This window comes from Anaerolineae bacterium, from assembly GCA_035529315.1.
GTDB lineage: Bacteria > Desulfobacterota > Desulfobacteria > Desulfobacterales > ETH-SRB1 > Desulfaltia.
On record DATKWZ010000021.1, the window covers coordinates 1 to 20,098 of the forward strand.

At 40.9% G+C, this 20,098-nt stretch carries 19 protein-coding genes; 7 read left to right on the forward strand and 12 right to left on the reverse strand.

What is annotated here, in order from left to right:
• Positions 1 to 1,793, forward strand: a 1,793-nt coding sequence (locus VMW78_04240) for a tetratricopeptide repeat protein (GenBank protein HUV50212.1), incomplete at its 5' end; no start/stop codon positions are given.
• A 100-nt stretch (positions 1,794 to 1,893) separates the two neighbouring features.
• A complete protein-coding gene (locus tag VMW78_04245; GenBank protein HUV50213.1) occupies positions 1,894 to 3,573 on the forward strand; it encodes a phospholipid carrier-dependent glycosyltransferase in 1,680 nt (559 codons plus the stop codon).
• Positions 3,574 to 3,589: 16 nt separating this feature from the next.
• Here VMW78_04245 and VMW78_04250 read toward each other — a convergent pair whose 3' ends face one another.
• Together VMW78_04250 and VMW78_04255 are read right to left on the reverse strand one after the other, a co-directional pair.
• Positions 3,590 to 4,579, reverse strand: coding sequence for a lysylphosphatidylglycerol synthase transmembrane domain-containing protein (locus tag VMW78_04250; protein ID HUV50214.1), 990 nt, complete (start codon positions 4,577 to 4,579; stop codon positions 3,590 to 3,592).
• Between the two features lie 51 nt (positions 4,580 to 4,630).
• Positions 4,631 to 5,572 (reverse strand): glycosyltransferase family 2 protein, encoded by a 942-nt coding sequence (locus VMW78_04255; GenBank protein ID HUV50215.1) that lies wholly within the window; start codon positions 5,570 to 5,572, stop codon positions 4,631 to 4,633.
• Positions 5,573 to 5,900: 328 nt separating this feature from the next.
• Here VMW78_04255 and VMW78_04260 point away from each other — a divergent pair, with 328 nt between their 5' ends.
• Positions 5,901 to 6,668, forward strand: a complete 768-nt coding sequence (locus VMW78_04260) for a class I SAM-dependent methyltransferase (protein ID HUV50216.1) — start codon at positions 5,901 to 5,903, stop codon at positions 6,666 to 6,668.
• Positions 6,669 to 6,945: 277 nt separating this feature from the next.
• On the forward strand, positions 6,946 to 7,689 hold the full coding sequence (locus VMW78_04265; GenBank protein HUV50217.1) for a glycosyltransferase family 2 protein: 744 nt from the start codon (positions 6,946 to 6,948) through the stop codon (positions 7,687 to 7,689).
• 415 nt (positions 7,690 to 8,104) lie between these two features.
• Here VMW78_04265 and VMW78_04270 read toward each other — a convergent pair whose 3' ends face one another.
• Genes VMW78_04270 through VMW78_04280 form a run of 3 tightly spaced genes read right to left on the reverse strand, consistent with a single transcriptional unit; the run spans position 8,105 to position 10,675 of the window.
• The gene (locus tag VMW78_04270) at positions 8,105 to 9,079 is read right to left on the reverse strand and encodes a glucosyl-3-phosphoglycerate synthase (GenBank protein HUV50218.1); all 975 of its coding nucleotides are present in this window, start codon (positions 9,077 to 9,079) and stop codon (positions 8,105 to 8,107) included.
• Entirely contained in the window at positions 9,072 to 10,229 is a 1,158-nt protein-coding gene (locus VMW78_04275; protein ID HUV50219.1) for a peptidase, read from the reverse strand. The genes VMW78_04270 and VMW78_04275 overlap by 8 nt, the downstream gene beginning before the upstream one ends.
• Before the next feature lie 26 nt (positions 10,230 to 10,255).
• Positions 10,256 to 10,675 (reverse strand): DUF1178 family protein, encoded by a 420-nt coding sequence (locus tag VMW78_04280; protein ID HUV50220.1) that lies wholly within the window; start codon positions 10,673 to 10,675, stop codon positions 10,256 to 10,258.
• A gap of 314 nt (positions 10,676 to 10,989) precedes the next feature.
• Between VMW78_04280 and VMW78_04285 the strand changes: the two genes are divergently transcribed.
• The gene (locus VMW78_04285; protein ID HUV50221.1) at positions 10,990 to 11,640 is read left to right on the forward strand and encodes a TIGR04211 family SH3 domain-containing protein; all 651 of its coding nucleotides are present in this window, start codon (positions 10,990 to 10,992) and stop codon (positions 11,638 to 11,640) included.
• On the forward strand, positions 11,640 to 13,301 hold the full coding sequence (gene nadB, locus VMW78_04290; GenBank protein HUV50222.1) for an L-aspartate oxidase: 1,662 nt from the start codon (positions 11,640 to 11,642) through the stop codon (positions 13,299 to 13,301). The genes VMW78_04285 and nadB overlap by 1 nt, the downstream gene beginning before the upstream one ends.
• Here nadB and VMW78_04295 read toward each other — a convergent pair.
• From VMW78_04295 to VMW78_04310, 4 genes are all read right to left on the reverse strand, one after another.
• Positions 13,291 to 15,126 carry a M48 family metalloprotease gene (locus VMW78_04295; protein ID HUV50223.1) on the reverse strand — a complete coding sequence of 612 codons (1,836 nt, stop codon included), beginning with the start codon at positions 15,124 to 15,126 and terminating at the stop codon, positions 13,291 to 13,293. The two genes, nadB and VMW78_04295, sit on opposite strands and share 11 nt — an antisense overlap.
• A gap of 287 nt (positions 15,127 to 15,413) precedes the next feature.
• Positions 15,414 to 15,971 (reverse strand): epoxyqueuosine reductase QueH, encoded by a 558-nt coding sequence (locus VMW78_04300; protein ID HUV50224.1) that lies wholly within the window; start codon positions 15,969 to 15,971, stop codon positions 15,414 to 15,416.
• Positions 15,968 to 16,672, reverse strand: coding sequence for a YggS family pyridoxal phosphate-dependent enzyme (locus VMW78_04305; GenBank protein ID HUV50225.1), 705 nt, complete (start codon positions 16,670 to 16,672; stop codon positions 15,968 to 15,970). The genes VMW78_04300 and VMW78_04305 overlap by 4 nt, the downstream gene beginning before the upstream one ends.
• Positions 16,669 to 17,322, reverse strand: a complete 654-nt coding sequence (locus tag VMW78_04310) for a Maf family protein (protein ID HUV50226.1) — start codon at positions 17,320 to 17,322, stop codon at positions 16,669 to 16,671. Before VMW78_04310 ends, VMW78_04305 begins: the two co-directional genes overlap by 4 nt.
• A gap of 76 nt (positions 17,323 to 17,398) precedes the next feature.
• On the opposite strand from VMW78_04310, the gene VMW78_04315 reads away from it, so the two are divergent.
• Positions 17,399 to 18,061, forward strand: coding sequence for a methyltransferase domain-containing protein (locus tag VMW78_04315; GenBank protein HUV50227.1), 663 nt, complete (start codon positions 17,399 to 17,401; stop codon positions 18,059 to 18,061).
• 192 nt (positions 18,062 to 18,253) lie between these two features.
• Here the strand turns inward: VMW78_04315 and VMW78_04320 are convergent, their stop codons facing one another.
• The 3 genes from VMW78_04320 to VMW78_04330 all read right to left on the reverse strand — a co-directional run.
• Positions 18,254 to 19,324 carry a site-specific integrase gene (locus VMW78_04320; GenBank protein HUV50228.1) on the reverse strand — a complete coding sequence of 357 codons (1,071 nt, stop codon included), beginning with the start codon at positions 19,322 to 19,324 and terminating at the stop codon, positions 18,254 to 18,256.
• Positions 19,325 to 19,332: 8 nt separating this feature from the next.
• Positions 19,333 to 19,587 carry a helix-turn-helix domain-containing protein gene (locus VMW78_04325; protein ID HUV50229.1) on the reverse strand — a complete coding sequence of 85 codons (255 nt, stop codon included), beginning with the start codon at positions 19,585 to 19,587 and terminating at the stop codon, positions 19,333 to 19,335.
• A 262-nt stretch (positions 19,588 to 19,849) separates the two neighbouring features.
• Positions 19,850 to 20,098 (reverse strand): hypothetical protein (locus tag VMW78_04330; GenBank protein ID HUV50230.1); only part of this gene is annotated, 249 nt, incomplete at its 5' end.

Here is a 20,098-nt window from a genome sequence, read left to right on the forward strand (position 1 = left end):
CTATTGAGGGCCTAATCTGGCCATTTACTACTTTTCATTCAGCAAATTGGCATCCGATTACCTGGCTTTCTCATATGCTGGATTACGAGCTGTATGGATTGCACCCAATGGGACACCATTGGACTAATTTACAGTTTCATATTGCAAACACCTTGTTACTGTTTTTCATCCTTTTTAAGATGACAGGAGCGCTATGGAGGAGCGCTTTTGTCGCAGCTCTTTTTGCATTGCATCCGCTTCACGTGGAATCTGTTGCATGGGTGGCGGAAAGAAAAGATGTGCTCAGCACTTTTTTCTGGTTGCTTACTATGCTGGCTTATTTGCGGTACGTTGAGAAACCGGCATTGATCAGATATTTTATGATTCTGCTTTTTTTTGTTCTGGGTCTCATGTCCAAACCGATGCTTGTAACCCTGCCATTTGTACTCCTTTTGCTGGACTTATGGCCGCTTAAAAGATTTCAATTTGAGAATAATCGTCTATCGCAATCCAAAGGAAAAACATGCTTTAACTTTAAAGAATCTTTTAGACTTATTGTGGAAAAAACCCCTTTCTTTATACTGGTAGCTATTTCATGCATTTTGACTTTTTTTGCTCAGAAAAGCGATGGGGCATTAGTACCTTTAGGGTCTTTGTCGCTGAAAACCCGTATCGCAAATGCACTTATTTCCTATGTAAGCTATGCTTTTCAAGCAATCTGGCCCATCAATCTGGCGGTTTATTATCCGCATCCGCTAGACACACTGCCTGTTTGGCAGATTTGTGGAGCAGCCTTGTTGATTGCTGGTGTATTTATTGGAGCAATATACTTGTTAAGGGAATATAGTTATATAGCGGTTGGATTATTCTGGTATTTTGGAACCCTTATACCGGTAATCGGATTAGTACAAGTCAGCGATCAGGCAATGGCGGATCGATATACCTATATGCCACTGACAGGGCTATTTATTATTGTTGCATGGGGTATTCCAGACCTTCTGGTGAAATGGCATTATCGGAAAATTTTCCTTGGAATATCTGCTGTAATAATCCTTTCGGCCTTGACAGTGTGTACTTTTTTCCAGACAAGTCATTGGAAAAACACCATTACATTATTTGAAAATGTCGTTAAAGTAACTGAAAATAACTATAAAGCGCTAAACAATCTGGGAGTTGCCCTTATTGATAAAAAAAAATATGATGAGGCACTTTTATATTTTGTTGAAGCACTCAGAATCAATTCTCAGAAACCAGACGCGCGCAATAATCTGGCAAATGTATTATTTCTGCAGGGAAAGCCTGTTGAAGCAATTTCCCATTATAATGAGATTTTAAAATTCAATCCTAAGAAACCAGACGCGCACAATAATCTGGCAAATGTGTTGTCTGCTCAGGGAAAGTTTGATGAAGCTGTTTCACACTATAAAGAAGCGATTAGAATTAATCCTGAATATGCTGATGCGCACTATAATCTGGCAAATGTGTTGTCTGATCAGGGAAAGCTTGATGAAGCTGTTTCACACTATAAAGAAGCGATTGAAATTAATCCTGAATATGCAAAAGCATACTATTATCTTGGCAATGTCTTGATAAATCAGAAAAAAGTGAAAGAAGCTATGTTTCATTTTGCTGAAGCGATCAGAATTAATCCCGACTATGCTGAAGCATATAATAAAATTGGTCTTATACTGGCATGGCAGGGAAAATATAAAAAAGCCAAAGTATTTTTTTCAAAGGCAATACAAGTCAGACCCAACTATACGGAAGCACTGAAAAATATTGCAATATCAGAGAAAAATCTATCATCTCAATAGGCCCAGGCCGGGTTACACCAATGTTGACCGGATTGCGAGGAGCTTCACTATAATTTAAAAAACGCTCTTTTTATGCGGAAGAATGGGAAAGCAGAAGAGAATGATCAAAAAAGACTGGGACAGTAGAACTGTAACATTCCTGTTGTACATGACGATCTTCGGCTTTGTGATTACCGAAGTTTTGCTTAATCTGACTCCTCCCATATCCCGTGACGCCCTTATTCATCATCTGGCTGTTCCCAAGCTCTGGCTCCTGCATGGAGGATTTTATGAGATTCCCTGGGCGGATTTTTCATACTTTCCCATGAACATTGATCTTCTTTATCTTATCTCTCTCTATTTCAAAAACGATATAGTCCCAAAGTTTATCCATTTTGCATTCGGTCTTGGGACCGGACTGCTGGTCTATTGCTATCTTAAGAACAGGTCGGCTAAAAACTGGGGGCTTCTGGGTTTTCTGATCTTTTTCAGTACTCCGGTTATTATCCGTCTTTCAACCGCGGCCTATGTGGACCTCGGGATGACCTTTTTTACAACAGCAAGTATCCTTGCATTTGTCAGATGGCGTGATGGGAATTATAAAGATACAAAATGGCTTATTATATCCGCCGTCTGCATGGGGCTTGCGGCTGGATCCAAGTATAATGCCTTGATCGCATGGCTGTTTTTAAATTTGATGATTGTTTTCTGTTATTCAAGGGATACAGAGAATGGATCAGGGGCATTAAAATCCGGCGTAATGTTTTTTGCAATTGCTCTTCTGGTTGTCTCGCCCTGGTATATTAAAAACTATATTTTGACCGGAAACCCCATCTACCCGCTTTTTGATCAGGTTTTCAGATTTTTTCATCACGCAGGTGAAAATGGCGCGGGCATAGCTGCAGCAGCGGATAGCAGATGGGCATCCAATATTTTTCAGAGAAGAGAGATTGTGTTTGGCGAGACTTTCCTGGAAACTATTTTTATTCCAATAAGAATATTTTTTCAAGGAAAGGATGGCTCTGTCCAATACTTTGATGGCTCTTTGAACCCTATCCTAATAATTATGCTTCCTTTTGCTTTTATTAACAGAGACTTGAACCGCGACAAAGTGTTTTTCCTGTTGTTTTCAGGTTTTTTTATCTTTATTGCCTGTTTTCTTGCGGTCATACGCATAAGATATATCCTGCCGGTAATTCCGTTTTTAGCCATTCTGAGCGTTATAGGAATAAAGAACGTCGCGGAATGCGTCGGCAAAAAATCCAGCATGATTCGCCGCGCGGGTTTGATCGGCATACCTGTTATTGTGATAATACTTATTTCCTTTAATTTTATATACGTAAAGAACTATTTCAACAGTATCCAGCCCGTAAAATACATCCTCAATCAGGAAACAAAAGACGAATTTTTGAGTCGCAACGCAGAAAGCTATTCTGCAATGAGATACATCAACGGAAACCTGCCGGATGATGCCAGGATTTTTTTAATGTTTTTAGGAGGAAGAGGTTATTATCTTGATCGCCCATACTATTATGAAAAATCATTTGGGATGAACACCATAAATGGCATGGTTAAAGCTTCCGTGGATAAACAGAATTTTCAGGCTTATTTGCAATCCTTGGACTGCACACATGTTCTGATGAGGATTGACCTGTTTAATAAATACTTGAACGACAATTTCCCAGAGAAGACAATTGTTCGCGTCTTGGATCTTGTGAAAGAATATTGGAATCCGATTTATGAATCAAATGGGTATGCAGTATATAAACTGCCATTATCTGCCAGTTCTAATATTTTTTGATAATTGTAAATGAAGCTTAGACTGTTTCTGATTTGTCATCTGATCGACGAGCAGTTAATTTGCGGGTGAGCAGGAAACTGAAGATAGGACCCAAAGTAAAAGCCGGAATCAACGAAGCCGCTCTGATTAGCAGGGAGACCAGTAACCCTATGCCGGCTCCCGCCCCTGCCATCTCCGAACTCAGGCTTATGATCGCTTCTTGAATGCCGAAATTGCCGGGGGTTATCCTTACTAAAATAGAAAAAACCGAAAGCAGGCTAACGAGAAGCGCTGTTGTAAAAGACGTTGTGCTGCCTGTTGCGCTATAAGCCGCAAGGAACAGAAATCCATTTAGTATGATATTGATGAGACTGCATGTGATCAGTTTGACCAACAGTGCTTTATCATTTTTGATAAGATTCCATCCATCAAGTGCGGCATTGATAAGTTTCACTAACCGACTGTTCCCCGGCAGCTTTACCGTTCGAAGTATAACTAAACCGGAGATGGCTATGACGAGACTCACAAAAAAAAGAGTAACCTGCCAGAAAAAACGGTTTGAATTGTAGAATATTATCATGGTCAGCGCGCCTGCCATTCCAACGACCCAGAATATTACCAGATAATTTGCCGTGATCAGCGTTACGAACTTTGTGTAGGGGAATGCATGGCGATGTTTCAGGTAGGTGGCGCGCGCAATCATTCCTCCCGGGAAAGGGGTCAGATGATTTCCCATAGTCGTTATCATGGCAAGGCCGAACCATTCTGAAAAACAGAGTCCTGTGCCGAATTTCGCAGCAAAAGCCTTCAAAAAGAAGCCATTCGTGCCTGTCAGCATCACGGTGAGCGCTATCAACAAGAGAGCATTGATGAGTGAAATATTCAGGATCGGACGAAGCAGCTCGTTGTTGGACTTTAAATATAATCCTATGATGCAGGCGACAGCAAGGAAAATAAAAATTGACAGCACCTGCCCTGTCTTGATTTTTTGCCTTGCTAAATTATAAAAGATTGAAGGTGGTTTCACGCAAGACTCCCCCCAGCGCTTTAATTTGGTTGTCGATGTTACCCGTGCTTCTTAGTGTTGTTGATGTTTATCAGAATGTGTTGTTCGGTCAAACCTTAACTGTGCCACCTGCTCGGACACCAATCCAACCATAAATATCACAACAGATACGGTCATCAACATGGCTGAGGTAGGGCCATAGCGCTGTTGCAAAACAAATATTTTGAAAAGCCCATAGCCAAGCCCCAGGAAAAACATGAAGAAGCTAACCGGCAGAAATACTCTCATGGGAGAAAACATGGTGGCAATTTTAAGAATGATCAGAAAGAAGCGAGGTCCATCTTTGAACGGCTTGATTTTGCTTTTTCCTGTGCGGCGCGAGGTCTTTATCGGCACATATGTCAGGCTGTATCCCGAACGGATAACTGCCATGGTAATAGTTGTCGGATAAGAGAAAGTGTTTGGCAGTAAATTCAGAAAGAGACGGGCAATGTTTGCTTTGACAACCCTGAATCCGGATGTCAAATCTTCGATCTTGCGCTTGCACATATATGTGGCAAAACGGTTGTAGATCCTGTTTGCAATAGTTCTACCAAAAGACCTTTCTGATTTGTCTGTCCGGGCGCCGACTACCATATCGTAATGCCCTAGTTTTTCGAGAAGTTGCGGGATGTCTTCAGGCGCGTGCTGGCCGTCCCCATCAAGCATGACCAGAGTTTTACCACATGCTTCCCGGATACCTGTTTTTACTGCAGCGCCGTTTCCAATATTATAGGGGTGGGATATAACCAGCGCACCTGCCTGTTTCGCCTTGTTTGCCGTTTCGTCATCTGATCCATCGTCTACAACAATAATCTCGTAATGACGATTAAGCCCGTCCATCACCTTACGAACTTTTTCAACAGCAATTGCTATACTTTTTTCTTCACGAAAGGCAGGAATAATGATGCTGATTTCAGGCGTAAAATCTGTTTTACTTTGTTTTGATTCTGTGAAACTGAGTTCTTCCGCCATTATATGTTCTCCTTGAACCGCAAAAGCGAGTATATTCCCAGTAGGTTGTCGAACCTGAAGCTAAGATTCCGCTTATACGGGGTTGCAGGTAGCTGTAATGAGCATGGGCTGACGTCTTTATCGGCTTTAATCAATTTTATATAACGTAAGAATGTATATTGTGGCAATAGAGAAATTTATCACCAAACAAATAGCCAAACAGGTGGAGACAAGGGGCACATGAAAATATGCGTTTTATAGCATGTTAAAGTGTGGTATGTGATTATTTTGACCGGAAGAATTTATTGGTTAGTTATTATATGAGGCCGCGCCATTTACAGGGATAATTATGAATCATTCCAATGCCAACCGCTTTCAGGATTTTTTTGAAGAAAGCAAATATACTCTTCTGAAAAACTATCTATACAATTACCGCCTCCGTAAAATGGCTGTGGAAAAAAGCCTGCAGCACGAAAACATAAAATTGATATTAGAGGTTGGAAGCGGAATTTCTCCTGTGATGACGAAAACCCGGGATATTATATATTCAGATCTGTCTTTTGCAGCCATACGACTTCTTAAACATTCCTACGGAAAAGGGTATTATGTTGTTGCAGACAGCCTTAATCTGCCGTTTAAGTCCAAAGTTTTTTCTCACACAATCAGCTCAGAGGTGCTTGAACATCTAAAAGATGACCAAAAGGCTTTAATGGAATTAGCCAGGGTTATGAGCCCGTCGGGCAAGCTTGTTGTAACCTTTCCTCATAAAAAATCATATTTTGCCAATGATGACCGTTTTGTAAGTCACTTTCGCCGCTATGAACTCTCTGAGATGAAGTCTAAGTTAATAGATGCAGGGCTTAGGCCGATTAATATAAATAAGGTGTTGGGCCCACTTGAGAAGATTACGATGTGTTTTGTTGTATATTGTTTTTCGGTAGTTCAAGAAATTAAAGGTGAAAAGGTAAAGCAGCCCAATAACACCGTGCTGATGAATATTTTGGGTCAATTTTTCAAATGGGCTAATCGGTTTTATATGTTACTCGCATGGTTGGATGCGAGAATTATGCCTCAATCTTTTGCGGCGGTCTTGTTGATTAAGGCAAAAAAGGATTAAAATCCCGGCGTGGAAGCGGTGTCAAAGAATCTATTCACCGCAAAACGCAAAGAGAATTTTATTTTAAAGAATAAATTATTTGACATCTTGAAAATGGTTGTATGGTTTAATGTCATAATGATTGCAACTTACGATGTCAATCGATAAGGGAGTAAATACAATGAAAACAATAACTGCAAGAGGATTGCTTGTGTTGCATTGCAGTATGGTTTAAAATTATTTTCAAAAGATCAGCATTTTAAATATGTGTCCGGGTTAATGCTCATTATTTAATTTTATGTTAAAAGATAAAAAAATTATTGTTGTCATGCCGGCCTACAATGCGGCCAGGACGCTTCGTAAAACCTATGACGAGGTTATGAGCCTGGGTATTGTTGATCTGGTGATTCTTGTTGATGATGCAAGCGACGATGAAACTGCTGCCATCGCAAAGAGCCTGCCTGATACCAGGGTTTTTGTTCATAAAAAAAATCGCGGCTATGGGGCAAACCAGAAGACCTGCTACCGGATGGCCCTGGAAGAGGGCGGTGAAATTATTATCATGATTCATCCGGATTATCAGTATACTCCGAAGCTGATTCCGTCCATGGCTTCCATGATAGGTAATGGCCTGTATCACTGCGTGTTGGGCTCCAGGATTCTTGGTGGGCATGCTTTAAAAGGCGGCATGCCTGTGTGGAAATATATAGCGAATCGATTTTTGACCTGTGTGGAAAATATCCTTACAGGCGCCAAGCTTTCCGAATATCATACCGGGTACAGGGCTTTTTCGCGGGAATTGCTTAATCGGCTGCCGATTGATGCTAATTCAGATGATTTTGTTTTTGATAACCAGATTCTGGCTCAGATATTATGGCTTGATTATACAATTGCCGAGGTCAGTTGTCCGACAAAGTATTTTGCCGAGGCTTCATCAATAAATCTGCGAAGAAGTATAAAATATGGTTTTGGATGCCTGTATACAGCCTTGACATTCCGTCTCGCAAAAATGAATTTTATTACTTCCAGGTTATTTCCTTAGAAACCTTTGAAATCCGAATTGGTTTAACCAAATTTGATGAACTCGTAAAAAGTCCCAAAACACCGTTTTTCGTTATTCCGGCCCCGCATCAAATGCGGGATAAACTCCAGCCGGACACGTAGTGACACGAAGTGAAGCATCAGCGCTAACCATTAGCGCTATCCAGTCTTTTCAAGCAGTTGCAGACCATCTGGACTCCTCCCGGACTCGATCCGGGATCTACCGGAGTGACGACTTTTTACGAGACTGTTATTATTCAGCAAAATAAAAAAAATTGGGTTATAAAATAATACTTGACTTATTATTTCCAACCCGTTAAAGAGGCCGGAATTAAGCCCGGTCCGTATTTTGCTGTTGTGTGAGTAAATGTAGCCTCCCACTGCCACGGACCGGGCCTCTTTTTTTTTTGAGAGTCTCACATTATGTTGAATTTTTTACGATATTCCGAGATTTCAATAATCGGTGGCCTCTCAACCCCTTTAACTTTAAAAATATCCGGCTTATATTCGTTTCGAACAAGATTATATTGAATCATTTCATCGAACATCTCTGTGTTTAAATTTACTATTCCAAGCTTTTCAATACGATTGCAAAAGGTTTTAAGGATAACAAATGCCATCTTTCCCAAAGCTTTTGTATCCTGATTTCTATGGACGCGCCTGTCAAGATCGACCTGAGCGATTACATCCAGCCCCCATTTCTCATAAATATCAAGAAGCATGCTCGTTTCAACGCCGTATCCGACCGGAAAAGGTATTTTTTCAAAAACTTCCCGATAGCCTGCATATTCTCCGGAAAGCGGCTGCATAATCTGTGTAAGTTCCGGGAAAAACAGTGACAGCAATGGCCTTATAACAAGCTCTGTAACTCTGCCGCCGCCGGTGGGCCGGATTTTGCTTTTACCTGTAGCAATCGGCCTGTCGTAAAAAGCCTTGGAAAATTTAATATTATCGAAAAGAATCAGGGGGCCGACAAGGGCATAAACAAATCTGTGGTGAATATTTTTTATGTCAGCATCAAGATATACAATAATATCGCTGTTTGTAATATAAAGAGCTTTCCACAGATTTTCACCCTTGCCCTTGAACGCTTCAATATCAGGCAGAATGTCGGTTGCCTTATAAACCTCGGCGCCGTATTCTCTTGCAATTTTTCTTGTATTGTCTGTCGAGCCTGAGTCGATAACAACTATTTCATCAATAAGCGGATAGCGTGTCATCAGTTCGGATTTAATAATAATAATCTCTTTTGCAATTGTCTTTTCTTCATTCAGAGTAGGCAGGCACAAAGCAATGGTAAGATTTCTTCTTGTTTTTTCTTTAACAAGACCATTGATGTCTTTAAACTCAGAATGATGAAATGTATTCTTTTTAAGCCAGTTGTTATCCATCACAAATCCCGCTGTCTATTGCCATAATAACTCCTATAAGTTGAGCAATCCCTTTAAACATTGCTTCAATTTCCATCTCGGCGTTTTTCAGGTAATGATTTTCTCCATTTGTTATGCCTAATGTTAGCGCGGGTATGTTGTTTGAAAGAAAAATGGAAAGTTCTGATTCACTTGGGTCGTTTATCGGTTGTATGCCAAGCTTTTCCATTATTGCCATAGCGCTTTTTACCAAAGGATGATTATATTCTAATTTAGATGCCCTGAGATTGCTTATGGTTCTGATTTTTAGAACAACTCCGCTTTTGTGGCCTATGCCGGCAACAATGTCTTTAATATCGTTATGAATTGCCCTTACCATTTTGTCTGAGTCGCTTTGTATTTCAAAGCCGAGTTTTGCATTATAAGCGATTGTTCCATGCTTAAAACCGCCGGAAATTTTTCCTATAATAACTCTGGATCTTGGTCTTTGGGGCAGCCGAAGTTGCAGTATCTGGTTAATCACTTCATTTACTATCAGGATAGCGTTTTGCTTAAATTGATGTTCCCATTCCTTTTCGGCAGGTATATTGCAATCAATTTCCCCTCTAATCATTCCATAAGAATAATAGTTTATCCTGCCGAGGTCGACCCCTTCTACGCAAACAGCCCCTCTTATCGGAGTGGCCCATGTCTTTAACAGATGCCTGATGCCCCGAAGGTTGCCATTCCCCATTGATTGTATGACGCCTGCCAGAACGATATCGGATTTAAAGCGAAGATTTAACTTGCGGAAAATCTCCGGCAACGATGCCAGCACCCCGGCGCCGAGTGAATTATCTAAGATGCCTGGCCCTTTAATCGAATTTTCTTTGATGGTGAAATTATGATCGGTTTCCGCATCAAAAGGTGTGTCAAGGTGAGCAACCACAAAAATAGGCGGTTTTGTTTCAGAAGTTCCTCTGATGATTGCAATGGGATTCCGATAACCATCGGTAGAGCATTCATCAACCCCTGATTCCACCAACCTGTCCATAAAAACACTGGTGCGTCTTTTTTCCTTGAAAGTAGGAGCCGGCACCTGGCCGATAAACACAATATTGGCAATAATTGTTTCCTTAATCGATTTTATTGCATCAACAAAGGAAGGTAGTTTGTCTAGATAGGTTTCCATATTTTTATTATCTCAAAAGTCTTAATTTATGAGTCAATGTTTGGATCGGTCAGCACGGGAATTTTAAAGAAGTTTATACCCTCATTCTTTAAGATTTTTTCCTCTTTTTCTGTGCTGGTACCCTTTATATTTTTTAGATCAGAAACGCCATAATGCATTTTCAGGGCTTCCGCGGCAAAATTGCAACCCACATCTTCAAAGTTCTTTTCCACAAAATCCGCTATTTTTCTCCCTATGTTTTCCAGATGTTCCTGCCTGCGAGAAGAACCCGCCGCTATCTGAGAGGCTTTTATCGCAAAGGTGGAAGGAACCTTTGAAACAACAGTATCTTCGCATACAGGGCATGCAATCATGCCTTTTGCTTTCTGCTTATCAAAGGCCCGGCTGTCATCAAACCAGCCTTCAAAGGTGTGGCCGTTGGAACATTTTAAATCAAATACTATCATAGTTTTAGGTGTTAGATGTTAAGTGTTAGGTGTTAGGATTAATCCTCGAACCTCTGAACTTTAAACTAACATAACAAATATATTAATATTTTAAAAGTAGTTCTTGACAGATACTGTTTTTTAGACGGAAAATAATTTTTGGACACACTTTAACATCCGAGTACCATTGAAAATTTTGTATAAATCTGTTATGTATAAAAAATCATCAAATTAAGTCTGAACTCTGCAATTGTAGAACATGCCGTAGATATAAGGCATTAATACAGCTTTTACGGCGGATTTTAGGCCGCAACCTCTAATGGAGAAAACCGCATATGAGATTTATTATTTTTATCGGGGTTTGCATGATTTTATTTTGTTCAACTGTTCAGGCTGAAACAATGTATATCAGCGATGATATTAGAATAACATTGAGAACAGGGCCGGGGATTGATCACAAGATATCGGCTATGATTAAATCCGGTCAGGAAGTTGAAGTGCTTCAACCGGATGATGAATGGACCCAGGTCAAGCTGCCGAATGAAAGGGAAGGATGGGTTCTAACCCGGTTTCTGACTTATGATAAACCCTGTCGTCTTGAACTTGAAATATTGAAAAAAAAACATGAAGCCCTCTCGGCTCAGTCGTCCTTCATGCTTAAAGAAAACATGGTCTATAAAGAGGAAAGCAAAAGACTTAACGCAGAGCTTTCAGGAAGCAAAGAGATGCTTGTGGCAATTAGTAAGTCATATGATACGTTAAAGAAGGAGTCTGCCGACTTTTTAGAACTTAAAGCAAAATATGAACTTACATCTTCACACCTTGTCGACCAGACAAAAAAAGCGGAGTATCTGGAAGAAGAACTATTAAGGCTGTTGTCGCATCGAAACATTATATGGTTTTTAAGTGGAGCAGGTGTGCTGGTTTTTGGTATTTTAATCGGTTTTAGCGTCAGGCGTCAGCGCCGGAAATCATCTTTATTGTAATGGAAATTAAAACAGACTTTTTGATAATCGGCAGCGGTGTGGCTGGCCTGACTTTTGCCATTAAGATGGCGGAATTCGGCAGAGTCGCTATAGTTACAAAAAAGGGGGTCATGGACAGCAACACCTCTCTTGCGCAGGGAGGCATTGCCTCTGTTTTTGGCAAGTTAGACTCGTTTAATTTACATATCCAGGATACTCTTGCTTCCGGTGACGGCCTTTGCAACACAGAGGTTGTGGAGATGGTTGTAAAAAATGGGCCGGACAGAATTCGTGAGTTGATTGATTTTGGCGTGCATTTCAATATTCGGGAAAAAGAGCGTTTAAAAGATAAATCGCAAAACAAGGATCCTGAGCTTGATTTAGGACAAGAAGGCGGGCACTCACAAAAACGCATTGTTCATGCCAATGACATGACAGGCCAGGAAATTGCTACCGTTCTTGTTAAACATGTTAAGAACCATAAGCGTATTACACTATATGAGAATCATATTGCCGTTGATCTTATAACCTGTTCAACCCGCATGAAAAGAGGGCTTGTTACTACGACCCACGAAGATTACTGCCTGGGTGCATATGTCCTTGACATGCAAACCAACGCTGTAAAAACCTTCTGTGCTTCTATTACACTTCTTGCCACCGGAGGCGCGGGCAAGGTGTATCTTTATACAAGCAATCCTGATGTTGCTACGGGTGATGGAATAGCAATGGGCTATAGAGCGGGCGCTACTGTAGCGAACCTGGAATTTGTTCAGTTTCATCCAACCTGCCTGTATCATCCTGAAGCTAAGAATTTCCTGATATCGGAGGCCGTAAGGGGTGAAGGAGGAATTCTTATTGACTCTGCCGGAAATCGATTTATGGAACGATATGATCCGCAAAAAGAGCTGGCTTGCCGGGATGTGGTTGCACGCGCTATTGACTTGGAGCTGAAAAAGAGCGGGGATGATTTTGTCTTCCTCGACATATCCCATAAGAACCCTGAATTCGTGAAGGATCGGTTTCCTAATTTATATAAAAAATGTCTTACATTCGGCATAGATATGACAAAGGAGCCTATTCCCGTCGTTCCTGCGGCCCATTATATGTGTGGCGGAGTTGTGACGGATATGTTCGGTAGAACCGATATTCGCGGTTTATATGCAATAGGGGAGACTGCATGCACAGGTCTGCACGGAGCCAACAGGCTTGCAAGTAATTCTTTAATTGAGGCCCTTGTATATGCCCATACAGCTTCAAAGCAGGCCGCAGAGGATATTAATATTAAGGCTTCTCTGAATTCCGGCTCGATGCCTGTTCCTCCTCTATGGGATGAGGCAGGCACAACCGACAGTGATGAGGCTATTATGGTTTCGCATAACTGGGATGAAATACGCAGATTTATGTGGAACTATGTTGGAATAGTCAGATCAAACAAACGGCTGGACAGGGCAAAGCGGCGCATTGAAAATATACAAAATGAGATACAGGAGTATTACCAGGGTGTTAAGATCTCTTCAGATCTTATTGAACTGCGAAACATTGCTACAGTAGCTGAACTGATTATCAGGTGCGCCAGGCACAGGAAGGAAAGCCGAGGGCTTCATTTTAACATCGAATATCCTTATCGGGATGATAAGCGTTGGAAAAAGGATACTATTGTCAGAAGGCCGTTTATGGGATAATGAGGGGCGCTGCTTTAACAAACTTTTCCAACTGTTTTTCATAATAGGAACGATTCTTTTTTGCCAGGGATAGAGCTCTTCTTCCCGCGACGATTGCATCTTGTACCTGGTTGTTAACATAGAAGCTCTCAGCAAGGGTGTCAAGTATGTACGGGGCCTCTTTTAGCTGCAGCGCTTTTTTTGCTAAGATGAGCGCGCGTTTCGGGTTGTGGAATTTTTCATCATCACATGCGGCAAAAAGCCACGCCAGATTATTCAGCACCTGCGGATTATCAGGCAAACAGGTTAATGAGCGTTCATAAGCTTCAATAGCCTTTGCATAATTTTTTCTACTGTAAAACAGATCGCCCAAAGTGCTATGCAGTCCGGGGTTGTTGGGCGTTTTTTCAAGCTGTCTTAGAATTGTTTTTTCAAAAAAATAGTTGTTTAATCTTTCTTTGGTTTCGCCGAAATTCAGCTTATATCCAATTCCTCCTATTAAAATAATTCCCGCTATATAGGCAGCTATGCTTCTCCTTATTTTTTGGTTATGAAAGATTATCCATCTTTTGTCTGTTTCACATTTTTTTAGATATTTTATCCGTTCTTTAATGCTGAAATGGTGCCAGTTTGGCTTGTCAGGTGGTTGCCCGCTTGTAAAGGCTATCTTTTCAAGGGCTGAGATAAGCGGTTTTGAACTTTTGAAAAGCGTATAAACGTGGATATCTGCCTGACGTTCGAAGTTGCGCATAAAGAATCCAAAAAGAAAGCGGAAATAGACAAGGAAAATTATGATTGTGACAAGACTCAATGCTGTTGAATATACGGAAGTCCGGTCAAAACCGGCTATGTTTATAATGCTGAATAATGGATCAGCATAAATAATCAAGTAGATGATCAGGTCAAGTGCCGCATATAAAAAGACAATATAACCGACAAAAAAAAGCAGATAAAACCAAAGGTGTTTTTTATTTATATGCCCGATTTCGTGGGCGATTACAGCATCAATTTCTTCGGGTTCAAGATACCGGAGGAGGGTTTTTGTAACAAGAACATAGCGGAATTTCTTAACCAGTCCCATAACCCCTGCGGTGATCATCCTGCCGCCTAATATGGGCCAGGATAGAATTTCAGCATATTCAACCTTTGCTTTTTTACACAGGTTTTCGATGCGATCTCTATGAAATCCCGGTTCAAGCGGTTTACATCTCCAGAATTTCCGGATCATTGCCGGCCCGATAATAGAAACACCAAGTAGAAAAACCATAAAATATATTATTTCTCCCTCAGTTGAGGAAAGAAGATATTTCGGTAATTCAAAGGGAAGCGCATTAATAATGTCGGCGATTCCGGATAACAGAAACCAGGGGATAAGCACAGGTATTGAGAATAAAATGTTGGAAAAAATGTATGCCTGCCTGGACATGCCGTCCATGTTGAGCTTTTGATAAGCCCTGTAAGCAAAGCCCCATACAATTGCGGTATAGAATACAAAAAGCCCGATAAAAAGCAGCGCCTGCAAAGTAGGGATGGTTATAAAAACAGATAGGTTTATTAAAAACGATGGGAGACTAAGTCCATAAATATTTATGGTAAAAAGCACGATTGCCGTTATAGACAGCCTGCTCAGGGTTGAATTGAATTTATGATCAAGATTATAAGGGCTTTGCTTTGAAATCTGTTTTTCAAGTGTGCGGAATTGTAGCCTGGTAAAAAATATAAAAGCAATAATCAAGCTCAAGAACAGAGCTGAAGTTTCGAGTAGCGTAAAATTCGGTTCTTCAGGAGGCGGGTAAGTGGTATATATAAGAAGTACAATTATGAGATATATGAAATTAGAAAACATAGTGACTCAACAGTATAGGAATTTCCATTTTTGCATAATGAATTAGGTATGATAAGACTTCATGAATTGCTGGGCGAAAAGTGCCTAAAGTATATTAAAGTGCCTAAAATGCCTAAAGTTAAGGAATTCTATCATTTGATATAGGTTTCTTCTTGCCTGCACCGGCTGGCAGTAAGCCGTCAACGCACAATTGGGGCAGGCTCTATGTGTTTTTGGGTTATCAACTATCACGCCGAAGGCGTACCACAACTTTAGGCACTTTAAATACTTTAGCTCACTTTAGGCACTCATGTTCGCAGCGAAGGTGCGCTAAGTTCATTAGAGTAATATCTTTCTTTTTCACTGTAAACACACCCGCAGTATTGCTGCCGGTAGATGCCGAGCTGTTTTGACTCCTCGATCCCCTGTTTCCATCCAATGCGGAAGTCTTTGTAATAAAATGGAACGCCCACCTTTTTGCCGATTGATTCACCCATTGATTTTATCATGTCATGCTTCTGGAATTTGCTGTATAAAAGGGTGGATGTAAAATAATCAAACTTGCCGCGTTTTGCCACAAGAGCGGTTGCCCTCAGGCGGTCATGATAACAGTAGGAACAGCGCTCTGATTCCCTGAATACAACATTTTGAATAAAGCCTTCAAGATCGTAACCTTCCTGATAAACAACGCGAAGATCAATTGACTCTGCATAAGACTGCAGAGCCTTCTGCCTTTTCACGCATTCCTGATAAGGATGGATGTTGTGTTTATAAAAAAAACCCATGACCTCCATATTTTGCTTGCGGAGAATCTTAACCGGATATATTGCACAGGGCGCGCAGCATATATGAAGCAGAATTTTCAATTTCTCTTCCCAAAAATTGCGGTTCCTATCCTGACAAGTGTTGCCCCCTCCTCTATGGCGGCCTCGAAATCACCCGTCATACCCATGGACAGTTCTTCCATTGATACATTTTCTACAGTCTCTTCCTTTATGTGATCGCGCAGGTTGCGAAGTGCTGAAAAATATGGGCGAACCTTTTCAGGATCGTCAAAAAACGGGGGCATTATCATAAGCCCTTTAATAGCCAGATTTTCAAGACCGCTTATTTCTTTTACCAGCTTAAGCGCGTCCTGTTTATATATTCCTGATTTTGAAGATTCTCTGCCGATGTTTATCTGTATCAGAATTTGCTGGATTTTATTTATTTTTTTTGACTGTTTATTTAATTCAAGCGCCAGTTTGAATGAATCTACAGTATGAATGACATCAAAGAGCCTTACGGCATACTTTGTCTTATTGGTTTGCAGGTGGCCGATAAAATGCCACGACACATTATAAGATGACAAAACATTGAACTTTTCCCTGGCTTCCTGGATATAACTTTCGCCAAGGGTTGTAACTCCAGCGTTAATTGCCTCTTTCACTCTGTCAGCAGGCATGGTTTTGCTCACAGCCACAAGCCTGACGCTTTCAGGCTTTCTTCCACATGAAAGAGCGGCAGTTTTGATCCTGCCTGTTATATTTTCTAATCTTTTTTTCAAGCTCCAGTCATCCTCTATCATTCGCCCTCCGGCGACCGACCCCCGATCCCTGATTCCCGATCCCTGACACCCACAACCCCTTCCTTTATAAGAAACTCAATGACTTCGCATACAGGCAGTCCGACGACATTTGTATAAGACCCGTTAATGCTTTTTACCAGAAAGGTGCCGAGCCCCTGAATGGCATATGCTCCTGCCTTGTCAAAAGGTTCCTTTGTATTAATATACCACTCGATTTCCTCGTCAGCCAGATCTTTAAAAAGAACTTCGGTTCTTATTGTTTCTGAAAAGCTTTTATTCTTAGCTTCGCAGCATATACAATAGCCCGTTAGAACTTGATGGACTTGATTGCCAAGGCATTTTAACATTGATTTTGCTTCTGCTTTTGAGCCGGGTTTGCCGAGGATGGTGTCGCCTATGAGTACAATTGTATCAGCTCCGATAACCCAGGTTTCAGGATACCTTTTTGACACATCATGAGCCTTTTTTTCTGCCAGAACCCTTACATAAGTTTCAGGTACATAAGTTTCAGGCGGAGACAAAGATACGGACTTTTCGTCAAAATCGCTCGGGATAACAGAAAAGCAAAGCCCTGCCTGTTCTAAAAGATATCGGCGTCGCGGAGATTTGGATGCCAGAATTAATGTTGGATTATCGCATGATTTTTTCATTGCAACAAATTATCAGATGACATATTATTTGACAAGTTGTAATTAGGTGGAATTAGAAGATTAGAGGATTTTATAAATGGATACAATGTCTGTAAGAGACAAATATGAACTGGAGCTCAGGCCTGTTTCCATAAGGGGGAAAAAGCTTGAGCTTTACTGTGTTAAAATAAACGACCCCTTTGTTGACAAGCTTTTGCAGCATGGAGAGGAAGATGCAAACAGTTTTCCTTTCTGGGTTAAAATCTGGGAAGCTTCAATAATATTGGCTGATCATTTAATTCAAATCGGCATTCAAAAAGATCAGAAAATACTTGAAATCGGCGCTGGAATGGGGGTAACCGGCCTTTTCCTGAGCGCCTTTGGGTACGACGTAACAATCACCGACTATGATGAGGACACTCTGGAATTGTTGCGGATTAATGCAAAACAAAATAATTTAAGCAATGTATCTGTAATGAAGCTGGATTGGAACGATCCTGATATAAAAGGAGAATATAATATTATCTGCGGTTCTGAACTGGTTTACAAAGACGTAGATATAGAGCCGGTTATCAATCTTATCCAAAAATATATTCGACCCAAAGGGGTTGTGTTTCTATCTTATGAGTTGCAGCGCAAGAGTATGATAAAATTAATTGAGATGCTTTCAAGCAGCTTTGAAATTAAAAATATCGTAAAAACATTACGAGGAGAGGATGAGCTTTGTAAGATTGCGCTCCATACACTTACTTCTAAATAAACAGAACATTGAAGTAAATCTTTCTGGCTTGCAATTTTCGAAAAATTAAATTAATAGTTTCCAAAAAATAACTAAGCTTTTTTGCCTGGGTGGCGGAATTGGTAGACGCAAGGGACTTAAAAGCCCATAAAACGCATAAAGAAATCAAAGAGTTACATGCTACTGTACTTAAACTGTACTGATTCTCACCGTCTATTTCTTAAATTCCCCGATCGACATAGGGCCATAATTCAACCTCTTTATTACCTCTGATAGATAATCCGGAGACAAGTGGGCATATCGTTTTGTGGACTCATACGATTTATGCCGCATAAGACCCTGAATGGCTTGGAGGGATTCGCCCTTCATGGCCAGATGAGACGCGAAAGTGTGTCGCAGATCGTGAAAACGATAGGAGTCTTTAAGACCGGCTTTACGAACACACGCCTTGAATTTTTGTGATATCCACGAAACGGTTTTAAACCTGAATATTCTTTCTCTGTCCAAATGCTGATATTGTTCAAGGATAGCTCTGGCGCTGGGATGAATAGGGATGGTCGAGACTTTCCTGTTTTTCTGCTTTGATGAAACGTGGATATAACCTTCAGATGGCTGGTCAATATCTTTCCATGTTAATCTTATAATCTCCCCTGAACGCAGACCTGTATATCCAGCGAACAGGCAAAAGTCATAAAACTCCTGATCTGTGATTGTTTTCATGAGCTGGCGCAGATCCTCGACCGTAAAATACCTGTCTTTTTCTTCTTCGGTTATCTGCTTTGGAAAATCGAGATATTTGATATATTTCCACTTTTGCGCCTTTTTTAAAGCAGCTTTTACATGGCGAAAGTTTTTGTTTATGGTAGGTGCTTTGAGACCTGCCCGAAACATATCAGAGATTAGTTTATCAAGATGCTTGCTGCTAATAAGCCCAAGCGGGATGTTTCCCCAGCAGGATTGGGCTTTTTTGAGGGCATCGTTATACAGCCGGAGTGTTTCTTCACTTACAACGAGGGCCGTGAGGAACTCGTTCACAAAATCGAAAAAACATATATTAATTCCTTCGGAAATCGGTTTGACTTTTCCGGCAATTAATTCACGCTGGAATTGATTGAACAGGCGGATTGCAATCCGTTTGTCTTTTGTTGCTCTTCGCTGGCCTGAGAAGCACAGGGCTTTTCTTCTGGCTTTTCCGTTTTCCTGCCATTGAGCATAATATGTGCCTGTTTTGGGACGTTTCCATAATATAGCCATAGACAGGCCATAATTTATTTTTAATCTCATGTCAATTATTATACTCTCTCTGACAAGAACCAATCGTCAATTGATTGCCGATCAATTATCCATTGTCCTGATCGTTTATGAGCGTAGATATAGCCGTTATCAATCCATTTTCGCATCGTATCTCTTGATTTGACCTTGGCATACAACATAGCCTCTGGAAAGGTGAGCCACCTGCCCGGGGCGATGTTTGACAGAATGTCCGCCCTTACCTGCTCTGCTATCAGTTGCGCCAGAGACGCTATGTCGTCATGGGATACGTTCATTTCAGATTAATTTATATTTTTTTAGTCATTAGAGTTGCTTTTGTTGTTTTTTATAACTCAACCGCTCTTTTTTCCGCTTCATTACTTTAATATCCTCGCAAAGTATGCAGTCCATGATAGTTGGCAAGTCTGTCATGTTCAACTTCTTGCCTGCGATTATCGTGATAATTAAGGGCCATTCCCAAACAAGGAGGTCGTATTTGATATATATGCTCGTTATAGCGTTACATGCCAGCAGGCAGTTCAGGAACAGCACTGGTGGTTATTTCTTTTTTTGTTTTACCTTCGATTCTTCCAGTTCTTCTACTTCAGCGGTCGGCTTTTCATCGCTGTTATCGCCAAGCATCCTCTTAATAGATCGAGGTACGCGATACTCAAGACTGCAAGCCTGAGACATTTTTTCAATCACCGTATGCAGTCGAATCACGACATCTTTGTACTCAGCTAAAAGCGGTAATACCTCATCGGGTTCCATGGTCACCATCAAACGACTGCGTAGCGCACGGGTTGC

What these genes read in the sequence shown, in the direction of transcription:
- VMW78_04270 (HUV50218.1), bottom strand. Translation starts at nt 9,079, where the DNA reads ATGGATAACAACTGGCTTAAAAAGAATACATTTCATCATTCTGAGTTT.
- VMW78_04245 (HUV50213.1), top strand. Translation starts at nt 1,894, where the DNA reads ATGATCAAAAAAGACTGGGACAGTAGAACTGTAACATTCCTGTTGTAC.
- VMW78_04295 (HUV50223.1), bottom strand. Translation starts at nt 15,126, where the DNA reads ATGTTTTCTAATTTCATATATCTCATAATTGTACTTCTTATATATACC.
- VMW78_04320 (HUV50228.1), bottom strand. Translation starts at nt 19,324, where the DNA reads ATGAGATTAAAAATAAATTATGGCCTGTCTATGGCTATATTATGGAAA.
- VMW78_04325 (HUV50229.1), bottom strand. Translation starts at nt 19,587, where the DNA reads ATGAACGTATCCCATGACGACATAGCGTCTCTGGCGCAACTGATAGCA.
- VMW78_04315 (HUV50227.1), top strand. Translation starts at nt 17,399, where the DNA reads ATGGATACAATGTCTGTAAGAGACAAATATGAACTGGAGCTCAGGCCT.
- VMW78_04280 (HUV50220.1), bottom strand. Translation starts at nt 10,675, where the DNA reads ATGATAGTATTTGATTTAAAATGTTCCAACGGCCACACCTTTGAAGGC.
- VMW78_04275 (HUV50219.1), bottom strand. Translation starts at nt 10,229, where the DNA reads ATGGAAACCTATCTAGACAAACTACCTTCCTTTGTTGATGCAATAAAA.
- VMW78_04265 (HUV50217.1), top strand. Translation starts at nt 6,946, where the DNA reads ATGTTAAAAGATAAAAAAATTATTGTTGTCATGCCGGCCTACAATGCG.
- VMW78_04305 (HUV50225.1), bottom strand. Translation starts at nt 16,672, where the DNA reads ATGATAGAGGATGACTGGAGCTTGAAAAAAAGATTAGAAAATATAACA.
- VMW78_04260 (HUV50216.1), top strand. Translation starts at nt 5,901, where the DNA reads ATGAATCATTCCAATGCCAACCGCTTTCAGGATTTTTTTGAAGAAAGC.
- VMW78_04255 (HUV50215.1), bottom strand. Translation starts at nt 5,572, where the DNA reads ATGGCGGAAGAACTCAGTTTCACAGAATCAAAACAAAGTAAAACAGAT.
- VMW78_04310 (HUV50226.1), bottom strand. Translation starts at nt 17,322, where the DNA reads ATGAAAAAATCATGCGATAATCCAACATTAATTCTGGCATCCAAATCT.
- nadB (HUV50222.1), top strand. Translation starts at nt 11,640, where the DNA reads ATGGAAATTAAAACAGACTTTTTGATAATCGGCAGCGGTGTGGCTGGC.
- VMW78_04285 (HUV50221.1), top strand. Translation starts at nt 10,990, where the DNA reads ATGAGATTTATTATTTTTATCGGGGTTTGCATGATTTTATTTTGTTCA.